Here is a 12,509-nt window from a genome sequence, read left to right as displayed (position 1 = left end):
AGCGAGAAGTTATGATCCGCGCGGCCCGAATATCGGGTATGCTCATCGCCGGCACCGACGACGGTGTCTACCGACTGGACGGGATCGACGAGGAGGGCGGCGCGACGGTTCGGGAAGTCCTCGACGCGACGGGAGTGATGCGGCTCCGGACGTTCGACGCGTTCGACGGCATCTTCGCGGCGACAGACGAGGGGCTGTTCCACTCCCCGGACGGCGAGTCGTGGACCGATCTGTCGGTCCCCGAAGAGTCCGTCTACTCGGTCGCGGCCGGGCCGGACGGCCGACTGTACGCTGGGACCCGCCCGGCACACGTCTACGTCGCCGAGAGCGTCGACGACGCCACGCTACGGGACGGTCCGGCGTGGCGCGAACTCGACGGCTTTCAGGACCTCCCGTCGCGTTCCGAGTGGCAGCTCCCCCGGCACGACGACCTCGCGCAGGTCCGGGACCTGTACGTCCCCGCCGACGAGCCGGGACGGGTGATCGCCGGCGTCGAAGTCGGCGGCGTCCACCTGAGCGACGACGGCGGGGAGACGTGGAGCGAACGGCGCGAGGGGGTGGACGACGACATCCACGAGTTCCACGTCGTCGACCGGCGGGAGTTCCTCGCCGCCACCGGGTTCGGGCTGTTCCACACGACCGACGCCGGCCGCTCGTGGACGCGACTGGACGACGGGTACGACCAGCGCTACTTCCGTGCGGCGGCGGCCGTCGACGGCGACCTCTACGCCGGCGCCAACATCGCCCACACGGCAACGTGGAGCGAGGACGACGCCGACCCCGCGCTGTTCGTCTGCCGTGGCGGGGAGTCGCTGGAGCCGGTTGATCACGCCCGGCCCGACGAGACGGTCACCGGGCTGACCGCGGTGGACGGGCGGCTGGCGGCCGCGACGTACCACGGAACAGTGCTGCTGCGCGGGGCCGACGGCTGGCGCGTTATCGGCGAGCTCCCGCCGGTCGAGGGACCCTCGGGGAGCTACACCCCGCTCTGCTGGGTCGATAGCTGAACGGCGCCCACGAGTGGATGACGAACGGCTGCGGTTGCGAGCCGAGATCCACCTACCAGACGGCCGACTCCCGACTACGAGCGAAAACTGGCGGACTGAGGGTTCAGTGAAACAGCGGTGTCGTCGGGGTGCCATCGGAAACGGCCGGCCGAACGGCTTTCACCCTCCGAGTCGAACGGCCGCACATGACTCGAGAGGAACTCCAGACTGCGAGCGAGGAGCTGCGCCGGGCCAGCACCGCCGCGACCGACGCGGAGCGACAGCGCCGACTGTACGACCTCTCCGACCAGTTCGCGACGCTCGCTGCCGCCGACAGCGGCCCCGACCACGGCCGGCTCGCCCGCCACCTGAACGCGCTGAACGAACTCCGCGACGGCGCCGGGGGGGACGTGACCGAACACGTCGACGCCGCCGAGGCGGCGATCACCGAGTACCGCGAGACGGTCGACGGTGTGTAGCCGTCCGACCCCCGGACACCCCTGTGTTTCGAGTGGAGAAGTTGAAACGTTTCGGCGTCAGCAGACGTTCTTCGGTTCGACGCCCATCGACTCCAGCGTCTCGACGTACCAGTCGTAGGCGCCGTCGACGACGGCGGCGCCGGCGTCGCGGGCGGCCTCCTCGTCGGCCTCGGTCTCACAGCGTGCGGCGAGCAGTTCGGCGGCCGCGTCGCCGTGCTCGCCCAGCGCCGTGCGGAACGTCCGGAACTCGTCGGCGCTCGTCCGGTCGGCGTCGCCGACGAAGAAGCCGACGAGCTGGCCGGCGAGCTCGTCGAGAACGAGGAACGCGGCGGCCGCGGCGGCGAGTCGCGCCAGTTCGCCCTCGCGGCCGGCGAGCGCGTCGGCGACGACGTGTCGGTCGGCCCCGTCGGCGGCGGCCGCGCCGTCGAAGCTACCGGCAGAATCTGCCGCGAACTCGGTCACGTCGGCGAACAGGGCCGCCGCGTCGCCGTCGCCACCGTCGGCCCAGTCGGCGAAGATCGGTTCGAGCGCGGCGAGTTCGCGGGCGGTCCCGGCCCGGACGGCGTCGCCGTCCATCTCGCCGCCGGTGAGCGCGTAGACGGCTTTCGAGGAGCTCAGCCGCGAGAGTTCGGTGTCGCGGGCGGCCCGGAGGTCGTCGCGGAACGTGTCGGCGTCCATAGTCGGGACGTCGGCCAGCAGCGGCTTGTAGCCCACGGAAGCGGCGGCCGCAGTCCCGCATCAGGAGGTGGCCGTACACAGCCACGGCATGGCGCTCCGGACCGACGGCACGGAGGCCGTCGACGGTCGCGGGGCGTGTCGAAAGGGGGCCGTACACAGCCACGGCATGGCGCTCCGGACCGACGGCACGGAGGCCGTCGGCGGTCGCGCGCCGTAGCTGGATTACTCGGCGTCGCCGGTCTCCACGGGCGCGCCGACGAGGTTCCCCCACTCGGTCCAGGAGCCGTCGTAGTTCACGGTCGACTCGTAGCCGAGCAGTTCGTGCAGCGCGAACCACGCGATCGAGGAGCGCTCGCCGATGCGGCAGTAGGCGACGACGGACTCGTCGCCGTCGATCCCCTTCTCGGCGTACAGTTCGCGCAGCTCCTCCGCGGACTTGAACGTCCCGTCGTCGTTCACCGTCGCCGCCCAGGAGATGTTCTGGGCGCCGGGGATGTGGCCGCCGCGCTGGGCGGTCTCGTTGAGTCCCGGCGGCGCCAGCACCTCGCCGGAGAACTCCTCGGGCGAGCGCACGTCGACGAGCGGGACACCGCGCTCGATAGCGTTCTCCACGTCCTCGCGGTACGCGCGGATGTCTTCGAACGGCCCGCGGGCGGTGTACTCCTGCTCGGGGAAGTCGGGCACCTCGGTCGTCGTGGGGTAGTCGTTCTCGAGCCAGTAGTCCCGGCCGCCGTCGAGCAGGCGCACGTCCTCGTGGCCGTAGTACTGGAACTGCCAGTAGGCGTAGGCCGCGAACCAGTTCGAGTTGTCGCCGTACAGCACGACCGTCGAGTCGTTGGCGATCCCGTGGGCGCCGAGCAGCTCCTCGAAGTCGCCCTTGCTCAGGATGTCCCGCGTGGTCTGATCCTGGAGCTGCGTCTCCCAGTTGAAGCCGACGGCGCCGGGCGCGTGCTCGTCGTCGTACGACTCGGTGTCGACGCTGACCTCGACCAGCCGCAGGTCGGGGTCGTCGCGCTGGAACTCGTCGAGCCGCTCGGCCACCCAGTCGGCGGAGACGAGCGCGTCAGTCGCGTACTCGGGGTCTGAAACCATGATTCGCTCGTCTGTTGGTGCGCTATCAACTTAAGCGGGGAGCCACCGGTCGCTCTCGCCGTCCTCTCGGACGCTCGGGCGACACCGAGATGCCGGCCCCGAGTGACGCGAACCCGAGGGCTAAGTCCGAGCGGCCCCTCGCTCCGGCCATGCAGCCGTTCGTCCCCGCGTCGTGGATCCGTGATCGCGACGCCGCCGTCGTCGACGTCCGGGAGCGCTGGGAGTACGACAGCATCGGCCACCTGCCCGGGGCGGTGAACGTCCCCTTCGACGCGTTCCGCTCCGACGAGGGCGAGGCCGGGAAGCTCCCGCCGCGTGCGGACTGGGAGGCGCTGCTCTCCGAGGCCGGGATCGACGCCGACGCCGAGATCGTCGCCTACGACGACACCCAGGGCGTCTTCGCGGCGCGGTTCGTCGTGACCGCGCTACTGCTGGGTCACGATCACGAGAAGCTCCACGTCCTCGACGGCGACTTCAGCTCCTGGCAGCGCGAGCACGGGACGACGACCGACGCGGTCGACCCCGACCCCGCGAGCTACGAGAGCGACCCCGACGCCGAGACGCCGCTGGTCGGCTTCGAGACGGTTCGGGAGCTGCTGCCGGCGGTCGAGGCCGGCGAGGTGACGCTCGTCGACACCCGCGAGGAGTGGGAGTTCGCGGAGGGCCACCTCCCGGGTGCGGTCCAGCTCGACTGGCGCGAGCTCGTCCACGAGGAGACCAGGGGGGTGCGTCCCGCAGCGGAGCTGCGTGAGCTACTGGAAGCTCGGGGGATCGTCCCCGGGAAACGGACGCTGCTGTACTGCAACACCGCCCGCCGCGTGAGCCACACGTACCTCGTGCTCCGGCAGTTGGGGTACGAGGCCGTCGAGCTGTACGAGGGGAGCCTGACGGAGTGGGAGGCGCGCGGCGGGGAACTGGTGACGGAGTAGGCCGCGGCCGCTACTCGATCCCGGCGTCGCGGTCGGACTCGATCACCTCGTCGGGGTCGGGCGCCTCCTCGACGCCCGGCGCCGTCGACAGCAGTTGGACCGTCTCGACCAGCAGGCCGACCGCGAGCGGGCCGAGCACGAACCCCAACGGGCCGATCGTGAGCACGCCGCCGACGAAGCCGACGAAGTACAGCGTGATCGGCAGTTCGCCCGCCGCGGCCGCGAGCTTCGGGCGGATCACCGCGTCCGGGAGGAAGCCGACGACGACGAGGCCGACGATCAGCAAAGTCGTCGCCCGGGGGGCGTTGCCGGCGACGAGATCGACGGCCGCGAGCGTGGCGATGACGACGCTCGGCCCGATCACCGGGACGAACTGGAGCACGCCCGCGACGATCGCGAGCGTGATCGCGGCGTCGTACCCCAGCAGCGCGAACACGGCGTAGGCGGCGACCGACGTGGCGGCCGCCGTCGCCGCCTGGACGACGTAGATGCCGACGAGCGTGGCGCGGATCCGCTCGTGGTAGCGCTCGAGCGCGCCGTGGACGGTGGGCGGGGCGAGCCCGACGGCGACCGTCCGCACCGACCCCGGCCGGGCGAGCAGGCCGTACACCACGATCGCGAACAGCAGCGCCTTCAGCGAGAGCACCGTGGCGGCGCCGGCGACCGAGATCGCGGCCCCCCGCAGCAGGTCGCCCGCGGCGGCGATCAGCGGCGTGGTCCGGATCACGTAGGAGAACTCCCCGACGACGATGGGGATCGTCTCCGGCAGCGTGCGAACCAGGTCCAGCAGCGTCGACCGCCGGCGGTAGAGCACGTACGCCACCGGCACCACCGCGCCCACCATCACCGTCCCCGCGACCCCCGTGACCGCGGCCGTCGCGACCCGGCGGGAGTAGCCCCGCTCGACCAGCCCCTGCCGGAACGGGAACAGCGTGTACGCCACCGTGATGGCGAACACCACCGTGTACAGCACCTCCGCCAGCACGACCGCCGACAGGGCGATCAGGCCGAGGAGCACGAGCACCAGCAGTCGGGTCTCCCCCCAGTCGCTGTTCATACCGCCCCCGGAACCCGAGCGGGCAAAACCGTTGTCCCGCGGAGGGCGGCTCGGCGCCGGCAGCGTACCGCACGGCTTAACTACCACCCGGAGAAACAACCGCGTAATGAGCAAGGACCGTATCGACAGGCGTCGGTTCATCACGACCGCCGGCGCGGCGGGCGCGGCGCTGCTCGCGGGCTGTTCGGCCGACGAGGTCGAGTCGCCGACCGACACGACCACGACCGAACCCACCGACACCACGTCGACGACCGTCGGCGCGACCGAGCGGGAGAGCGACACGCTGGTCGTCGCGACGTACAGTTCGTTCATCGACGCGGTCAGCACCAGCCCCGGCGCGTGGATCAAACAGCGGTTCGAGTCGGAGTTCGACGCCGACCTCGTCTGGCAGACGCCGCCGAACGAGCTGGATCAGTACATCCAGCGGGCCAACGCCGACGTGGAGATCGACGCCGACGTGTACGTCGGCCTCAACGTCGACGGCCTGATCCGCCTCGACGAGAACCTCGAGGGCGGCTCGCTGTTCGCCGAGGCGCCGACGCTCGACGGCGCCGACGCGATCAAAGACGGGCTGAACTTCGACCCGCAGGCCGGTCGGTCACGTACGACACGGGGTACATCAGCCTCGTCTGGAACGCCACCGCCGACGGCGGCGAGTTCGTCGCGCCGGAGACGTTCGACGGCCTGCTCGAGTCGGAGTACGCCGGCGACCTGCTCGCTCAGAACCCCTCCTCGTCGGCGACCGGGCGGGCGTTCCTCCTCCACACGATCCAGGCCAAAGGCGAGGAGAACTACCTCGACTACTGGAGCGACCTGCAGGAGAACGACGTGCGGATCCTCGGGAGCTGGGGCGACGCCTACAGCGCCTACGGCAACGACGAGGCGCCGATGGTCGTGTCCTACTCGACGGACCAGGTGTACGCGAACCGCGCCGATCAGGACATGGACCGCCACCAGATTCGGTTCCTCAACGATCAGGCGTACGCCAACCCCGAGGGGATGGCCCAGTTTGCGGATACCGACAGCCCCGGGCTGGCGAAGTCGTTCATGGAGTTCATGCTCCGGCCCGAGGTGCAGGCCGAGATCGCGGTCCGGAACGTCGCGTTCCCCGCGATCACCGACGCCGAGTTCGGCGACGAACACGCCGAGTACGAGCAGTACGCCCAGGTGCCGCCGGAGGCGGTCAGCTTCTCCTACGACGAGCTCCGGGGGAACCTCCAGGGCTGGATCGAGGAGTGGAGCCGACAGATCGCCGGCAACTGAGCCGGCCGCGGCGACTCCGCTAGCCGAACCGTTTTCTCCCGCAGTCCCCGCCGTTCGGTATGAAGCTCTCCGCCGTCGACCTCTCGCCGGTTCCCGAAAACGGCACCGCGGCCGAGGCGTACGCACAGACCGTCGACGCCGCCAAGCAAGCCGAACGGCTCGGCTTCGAACGCTTCTGGGTCGCCGAACACCACGGGATGGCGAGCCGCCTCGCCGGCACGACGCCCGAGGTGCTGCTGGGCCACCTCGCCGCCGAGACGGAGGCGATCCGGCTCGGCTCGGGCGCCGTGCTGCTGAACCACTACAGCCCGTTCAAGGTCGCCGAGCAGTTCGGCGCCCTCGACGGGCTCGCCCCGGGTCGGATCGACGCCGGACTGGGTCGCGCGAACGGCTCGCCCGCCGTCGACCGCGCGCTCGGCACCAGTCGGCGCGTGCAGAACCCCGACGAGGACCACCGGGAGAAGATCGAGTCCGTCGTGAACCACCTCTACGACGACTTTCCGGACGGACACCAGTACGCGGATATCGACATCCCGCGGTCGGACGCCGAGGCGCCCGAGCCGTGGGTGCTGGGCTCCAGCGCCTCGAGCGCGAAGATCGCGGGGCAGCTGGGGCTGCCGTTCTGCTTCGCGGCGTTCATCCGCCCCCACTTCGCGGTGCCGGCGTTCGAGGCGTACCGCGAGACGTTCGAACCCTCGTCGCTGGCCGGCGGGGTCGACGAGCCGCGGGGGATGGTCGCGCTCAACGCCGTCGCCGCCGAGACGGACGCGAAAGCCGCGCGCCTGCGGGCGGTCGCGGAGGCGTCGTTCCAGCGCATGCAGCGCGGCGAGTTGGGGTCGACGCCGTCGGTCGAGGAGGCGATCGACGAGCTCGGCGGCGTGCCGGAACCGACGCCGGAGACACTGGACGAGGACGAGTGGCCGCGCGCCATCTCGGGGAGCCCCGAGACGATCGCGGGGCTGCTGGAACAGCTCGCCGACCGCGTCGGCGTCGACGAGCTGATGCTCCAGCACGTCGTGCCGGACCACGAGCGGGCGCTGCGCTCGCACGAACTGATCGCGGAAGCTCTCGGGATCGAACCGCGGTGAGAAGTCGAAATCGAGCCGCGGCGAGGAAGCAGGGTCGGCGCGGCGATCAGGGAGCGACGCCGACGGTCAGCAGCGTCCCCCACGTCCGGTAGCGTTCGACCATCGCCTCGCGGCTCTCGAACCCCTCGTGGGGGAACGCGCTCTCGTCGGGGATCTCGATCTCGCGGTCCGGGACGTTGTCCTGCTCGGCGACGTGGAGGCCGGCGTCGCGGAACGCCTCGCGGTACTCGCCGCGGTCCCAGCGGGTCATCTCGACCTCGATGTTCGCCTGCCAGTCGTGGGAGGCGGCGTTCTCCTCGTAGTAGTTCACCGCGCAGTAGAACGTCCCGCCGGGTTTCAGCACGCGCCGGATCTCCTCGAGCGTGTGGTGGGGGTCGTTCGCGTAGTAGAACGCCTCCATCGAGAAGGCGTGGTCGATCGAGTCGTCGGCGAAGGGGAGGTGGTCGAAGTCGCCGACGAGGAACCCCACGGCGCCGTCGTCGGTGTAGCCGTCCGCTTTCCGGGCCATCCCCGGCGAGCCGTCGAGCCCGTAAGCGGCGCCGATGCCGCGCTCGCGCAGCGCCCGCAGCGCGTAGCCGCTGCCGGTCCCGAGGTCGAGCACCGTATCCCCCGCCTCGACGGGCATGCGGGCCAGTATCGGCCGCACTGTGTGCCAGTGGCGCTCCTCCATCCCCTGCTCGCGGCCCTCGGCGGCCCAGGCGTCGAACTCCTCGCGAACGCTCATGGGCGGGGTTGGACCGTCCCCGGCAAAACGGGTTCGGCTCCAGATCGGTGGGCGCCCGAGCATCGACGCCGACCCGTGCCCCCGCCGCGAGTTTCAAGTCGACGCCGGTGTACCACCGCCTATGGAGTACGACCTCGCCATCGACGGCGCACCCGAAACCGTCCCGGCCGGCACCGCCCTGCTGCTTCTCCACCCGAGTATCGGGGAGACCGACCGCGTCGACACGGACTTCCTCAGCGCCGACACCGACCGCTTCCTGGTGATCTCCACCCGCACCACCGCCCGGGAGGTCGAGCAGAAGCTCGACTACTACGAGGTCGACGAGTCCCGCGCGGTGATCCTCGACACGCTCTCGATCGAACGCGGCTACTCCCGGCGCTCGGCGCCGAACATCCACTACGCCGCCGGTCCGGACGACGTGGAGGGGATCGTCGAGGACGTGGCCTCGTTCCTCGAAACAACCGAGGGCCGCCGCCGGATCACGCTCGACTCGCTCTCCGAACTCGCCTACTACGGCGACGAGGCCGCCGCGCTCGAGGCCGCCGAGCGACTGATCGAACTCGTGCGCGAACACGACGCCGTCTGCCTGTTCCACCTCTCCAGCGAGGTCCACGACGACGACACCGTCGCCGCGTTCGCCGAGCTGTTCGACGGCACCGTCACCCTCGACGACGACGGCAACGTGAGCTACGAAGCCACCGAGTAGGGGCCGCGACGCACCGGCTGTCCCGCTGCCCCCTGTTCCACCTGAAGCGTCCGGGGTCGTTTGTGGACGTGAAGCGCTCGTTCCAGACGAAGAGCGATCTCCAGGCGAAACGGTTCGTGCAGTCGAAACGCTGCCTCCAGTCGAAAGGGACGAACCAGTCGAAAAGGGTGGAACCCCGCTGAGGCGTCGACGCCGCCGTCGAACGGGCGCTGGACGGTGTGTAGCCTGCGTCGACGCCGTCGTCGAGCAGCTGCTGGACGGTGTGTAGCCGGGGTCGACGCCCGGGCTACTCCGCCAGCGCGTCACCGTCTTCTCGGCCCACTGCACCGCGTACTCCGCCCCGTGGTCGCGGTACGCCAGCGTGTCCAGCGCCGCGAACGGCGCCGGCAGGTCGAGGCCGTGTTTGACCGCCGAACACGCCAGTTCGGTCGCGGCGGGGAACGTCGTCTCGCCGCGGGCGACCTCGCCCGGCAGCCCCTCGATCCGGCCGACGAGGCGGTCGCCGGCGTCCTCCCACGCCGCGTGGAGCTCGTCGTGCTCGCCCGCCCACGCGCGGAACCGCTCGCGGGTGTGGAGCCCGACCCAGGCCTCGAACAGCGCCATCGCGACCTGGTAGGTGGCGGCGCCGCCGAGACCTAGCGCGTCGTCGAGGTCAGCGTAGCGATCGCCGAAGAAGGGGAGGAAGCTCTCCGGCACGCCCTCGTCGATCTCGACCAGTGCCTCCGCGAGCAGGAACGAGCGGAACCCTTCGGGGGTTCCCTCGGCGCGGGCCTTCACGAGCACCGTCGGCGGCTCGGTCTGTCGGGTCCAGACGACCGTGCCGTCGCCGGGGAGGCCGATGGTGAACTGCGCGCCGGCGTACGCCGTCAACTGCGCGGGGGCGTCCGCCGGCAGCCACGACTCGGGGTAGCCGGCGGGGTCGAACGCGTCGACGAGCAGGCCCAGCTCCTCGGCGACCGCCGGCTGGAGCGTCTCGAAGTCCTGCTCCACGTCGAGCACGAGGACCTCGGGCGTGAGCTCGCGGTGCAGTCGCTGGACCGGCGGGGCGAGCGTTCGCTCGGCGAACATCAGGCGCCGCTCGAGAGGACGATCTGGAAGACCAGAGCGAGCGCCAGAAGCGCCGACAGGCCGACTGTGCTGGTGACGATCTTCGTCGCCGTGCTCATACTCCCGCTCCGGCCGCGTCGCTGTTAACAGTTGCTGAAAGCGGGCGACTGCGGGCTCAGTCCTCGTCGATCCCGTAGTCGTCGGCCATCTCGATCACGTACCGGCCGTCCTCCTGGAGCGAGATGATGTACTCCTTCCGGTCGTACAGCTCCATGAGGTTGAGTTCGTACTGGCCGGGCGCGGTGATCTTGATGCTCTCGAACTGCTGGTTCAGCTCCTCCCGGAGCGCCGACAGGTCGGCGTCGTCGTCGGCGACCGGCTCCTCGCGCTCCGGCGCCGAGCCCGCGACGGGCTGTTTCTCGACCGGGTCGTCGTCCCCGACCGTGTCCGAGAGGTCGAACTCCTCGGGGTCCGCACCGGCGGGCGTCTCCGCCGGGGGGCCCTGTGGCGTCCCGCGGCCGCGGCTGCCGTCGTCCGGCGCCGCCTCGGTCTCGGTGTCGGCCACCTGCTTGCGGGCGTCCTCGATCTCCTCGGGGCTGACCGCCGCCGAGCGCGCGTCCCGCTGGGCGCTGTTCTCCGCGTCGGTGTCGTCGGCGACCTCGGCGTCCCGGAACTCGTCGATCTCGGCGTCTCGGTACCGTTCCTCGGCCGACTCCGTACGAGCCGTGTCGGCGTCGGCGGCGCTCGGGGTGTCGGCGTCGACGGCGCCCCCGGTGTCGTCACCTGCGGTCTCGGCCGCGTGTGCGGTGTCGTCCGGGAGGTCGAGATCGCCCTGCGTGCCGGGATCCGACAGGGGGTCAGCTGACTCGGTCGTCGACGCCGTGTCGGTCGGATCCGGCGTCGACGGCCCGGAGTCGGTCGGATCCGGCGTCGACGGCGCGGTGTCGGTCGGATCCGGCGTCGACGGCCCGGTATCGGTCGACGGCGCGCTGTCGGTCGAGGGCTGGGAGCTCGTGACCGAGTCGTCGGGGTCAGTCGCTCCGGCCGGCTCCTCGGGTTCGGCGCTCCGGCCGGGCGGCTGGAACTGGAACTTGTTCCCGCCGCAGTTCGGACAGCCCGAGAGCATCTCCTTGGAGCCGTCGTCGAACTGCCGGCCGCAGGTGGTACACTCGTGGGGCACGGGCCTACTTGCGCGAGACGAGGGTGCTGATGAGGTTCTCGTCCTTGTGCAGCGTCTCGATCTGGTTCGCCGGCCCGATCACCGTCAGCTTCTGGGTGTCCTCCTTCCCCATCAGCCGGTCGAACAGCCCGGGGTTGCTCGAACTCGACTTGGGGTAGGTCTCGATCTCGATCCCGTTGAACTCGTCCGGGCTGATCTCGGTCATCGTGACCTCGATCAGCTTCGACTCCTCGTCGGGGGTGAGCCCCTCCTCGAGGATCACGATGTTCCCCTCGCGAACCCCGTCGAGGATCAGCCGGATCTTCTCCATGCTGGTGAGCCCCTCCATCCGGGCGCCGCTGATCATGTCGACCCTGACGCCGTCGTCGGGGCCGTCCTCGCCCTCGTTGGGTCCTCCGTCGCCGTCGCCGCTGGTTACTTCGGGCATTGTTAGGAGAAGTACTCCGCGATTTTCTCGTACACTTCGTCCATGTTCTGTCCCTCGAGCGCCGAGAGTGGGATCGTCTCGTGCTGCGGGAACGCGTTCGCGATCCGCTGGATGTCCGACTCCTCCTTGTCGATCTTGTTCGCGAGGATCAGCACCGGCAGCTCCTGGCTCTCGATGATGCCGATCAGCATCGTGTTCACCTGCGTGAACGGGTCGTCGGTGCTGTCGAGCACGTAGATCACGCCGTCGACGTCCTCACGGAGCCAGTGCATCGCCTCGGCGACGCCCTCCGTCGCCTCGCGGGAGCGCCGGACGGCGTCCTCCTTCTCCATGTCGTGCTCGAGGAACTCCTCGTAGTCGACCTTCGTCGCCACGCCGGGGGTGTCGACGATGTCGATGGTGACCTCCTTCCCGTCGCGCTCGATAGTCACCCCCTCCTTCCGGCGCGCACGGCGTGTCTCGTGGGGGATGTGGCTCTCCGGGCCCACCGCGTCGCCGGTCCAGTCACGGGCGATCCGGTTCGCCAGCGTGGTCTTCCCGGCGTTCGGCGGGCCGTATATCCCGATCCGTTTCGGCTCCTCTGAGGCGAACAGGCCGTCGGTGACCCGCGTAATGCTGTCTTTCAGACTCGTGAGCAGACCCATCCTTATCTCCTGCCCCACCGCAGTAAGGGGCTGTTACTCGGAGTACGGCCGGCAATACACTTAAGAATGGCGTCAGACAGGGTCGTCGCCCGCGATCGGCGTCGACGGACGTGGCGACGTTCGGGCCGACGAGTTATCAAATAACGGATATATCGAAGGTCCCCGAGAGCGGGAGGGTCACCGTTTCCAGTCGAAACAGAGGTGTTCGC

General features: G+C 70.2%; 14 protein-coding genes and 2 pseudogenes. 7 read left to right on the top strand and 9 right to left on the bottom strand.

The features are described 5' to 3' along the window. Positions 1–38 precede the first annotated feature (38 nt). Both ACP95_RS06040 and ACP95_RS06035 read left to right on the top strand, forming a co-directional pair. Complete coding sequence (locus tag ACP95_RS06040; protein ID WP_049980347.1) at positions 39–1,007, top strand: WD40/YVTN/BNR-like repeat-containing protein; 969 nt, start codon at positions 39–41, stop codon at positions 1,005–1,007. Between the two features lie 185 nt (positions 1,008–1,192). Next, a complete protein-coding gene (locus tag ACP95_RS06035) occupies positions 1,193–1,465 on the top strand; it encodes a DUF7553 family protein (protein ID WP_049980346.1) in 273 nt (90 codons plus the stop codon). Positions 1,466–1,522: 57 nt separating this feature from the next. On the opposite strand, the gene ACP95_RS06030 is transcribed toward ACP95_RS06035, so the two are convergent. Next, complete coding sequence (locus ACP95_RS06030; protein WP_049980345.1) at positions 1,523–2,143, bottom strand: hypothetical protein; 621 nt, start codon at positions 2,141–2,143, stop codon at positions 1,523–1,525. A gap of 67 nt (positions 2,144–2,210) precedes the next feature. On the opposite strand from ACP95_RS06030, the gene ACP95_RS15680 reads away from it, so the two are divergent. Next, positions 2,211–2,360, top strand: coding sequence for a hypothetical protein (locus ACP95_RS15680; RefSeq protein ID WP_154018476.1), 150 nt, complete (start codon positions 2,211–2,213; stop codon positions 2,358–2,360). A gap of 5 nt (positions 2,361–2,365) precedes the next feature. Here the strand turns inward: ACP95_RS15680 and ACP95_RS06025 are convergent, their stop codons facing one another. Beyond that, complete coding sequence (locus tag ACP95_RS06025) at positions 2,366–3,235, bottom strand: sulfurtransferase (RefSeq protein WP_049980344.1); 870 nt, start codon at positions 3,233–3,235, stop codon at positions 2,366–2,368. A gap of 149 nt (positions 3,236–3,384) precedes the next feature. On the opposite strand from ACP95_RS06025, the gene ACP95_RS06020 reads away from it, so the two are divergent. After that, positions 3,385–4,164 (top strand): sulfurtransferase, encoded by a 780-nt coding sequence (locus ACP95_RS06020; RefSeq protein WP_049980343.1) that lies wholly within the window; start codon positions 3,385–3,387, stop codon positions 4,162–4,164. A gap of 10 nt (positions 4,165–4,174) precedes the next feature. On the opposite strand, the gene ACP95_RS06015 is transcribed toward ACP95_RS06020, so the two are convergent. Further along, positions 4,175–5,221: an AI-2E family transporter gene (locus ACP95_RS06015; RefSeq protein WP_049980342.1), complete on the bottom strand. Its 1,047-nt coding sequence runs from the start codon at positions 5,219–5,221 to the stop codon at positions 4,175–4,177. A 121-nt stretch (positions 5,222–5,342) separates the two neighbouring features. Here ACP95_RS06015 and ACP95_RS06010 point away from each other — a divergent pair. Beyond that, positions 5,343–6,484 (top strand): annotated as a pseudogene (locus ACP95_RS06010) (thiamine ABC transporter substrate-binding protein). A 59-nt stretch (positions 6,485–6,543) separates the two neighbouring features. Then, positions 6,544–7,572 (top strand): LLM class flavin-dependent oxidoreductase, encoded by a 1,029-nt coding sequence (locus ACP95_RS06005; RefSeq protein ID WP_049980341.1) that lies wholly within the window; start codon positions 6,544–6,546, stop codon positions 7,570–7,572. A gap of 46 nt (positions 7,573–7,618) precedes the next feature. On the opposite strand, the gene ACP95_RS06000 is transcribed toward ACP95_RS06005, so the two are convergent. Beyond that, positions 7,619–8,296 (bottom strand): class I SAM-dependent methyltransferase, encoded by a 678-nt coding sequence (locus ACP95_RS06000; RefSeq protein WP_049980340.1) that lies wholly within the window; start codon positions 8,294–8,296, stop codon positions 7,619–7,621. Positions 8,297–8,417: 121 nt separating this feature from the next. On the opposite strand from ACP95_RS06000, the gene ACP95_RS05995 reads away from it, so the two are divergent. Next, positions 8,418–9,002 carry a DUF7090 family protein gene (locus tag ACP95_RS05995; RefSeq protein ID WP_049980339.1) on the top strand — a complete coding sequence of 195 codons (585 nt, stop codon included), beginning with the start codon at positions 8,418–8,420 and terminating at the stop codon, positions 9,000–9,002. 286 nt (positions 9,003–9,288) lie between these two features. Here ACP95_RS05995 and ACP95_RS16315 read toward each other — a convergent pair. The 5 genes and pseudogenes from ACP95_RS16315 to ACP95_RS05975 form a co-directional block, all read right to left on the bottom strand. Continuing rightward, positions 9,289–10,070 (bottom strand): annotated as a pseudogene (locus ACP95_RS16315) (DUF7089 family protein). Beyond that, on the bottom strand, positions 10,070–10,168 hold the full coding sequence (locus ACP95_RS16680; RefSeq protein WP_449271569.1) for a hypothetical protein: 99 nt from the start codon (positions 10,166–10,168) through the stop codon (positions 10,070–10,072). The pseudogene ACP95_RS16315 and the gene ACP95_RS16680 overlap by 1 nt, the downstream one beginning before the upstream one ends. A 56-nt stretch (positions 10,169–10,224) precedes the next feature. Beyond that, a complete protein-coding gene (locus ACP95_RS05985) occupies positions 10,225–11,229 on the bottom strand; it encodes an OapC/ArvC family zinc-ribbon domain-containing protein (protein ID WP_049980337.1) in 1,005 nt (334 codons plus the stop codon). A 4-nt stretch (positions 11,230–11,233) separates the two neighbouring features. Further along, on the bottom strand, positions 11,234–11,656 hold the full coding sequence (locus tag ACP95_RS05980) for a DUF2073 domain-containing protein (protein ID WP_049980336.1): 423 nt from the start codon (positions 11,654–11,656) through the stop codon (positions 11,234–11,236). A gap of 2 nt (positions 11,657–11,658) precedes the next feature. Continuing rightward, on the bottom strand, positions 11,659–12,300 hold the full coding sequence (locus ACP95_RS05975; RefSeq protein ID WP_049980335.1) for an Era-like GTP-binding protein: 642 nt from the start codon (positions 12,298–12,300) through the stop codon (positions 11,659–11,661). Positions 12,301–12,509 lie beyond the last annotated feature (209 nt).

Source organism: Halolamina rubra, from assembly GCF_000739555.1.
GTDB classification, from domain to species: domain Archaea; phylum Halobacteriota; class Halobacteria; order Halobacteriales; family Haloferacaceae; genus Halolamina; species Halolamina rubra.
The sequence above is the reverse complement of the archived record's forward strand: the minus strand, read 5'-3'. Positions and strand labels throughout refer to the sequence as shown.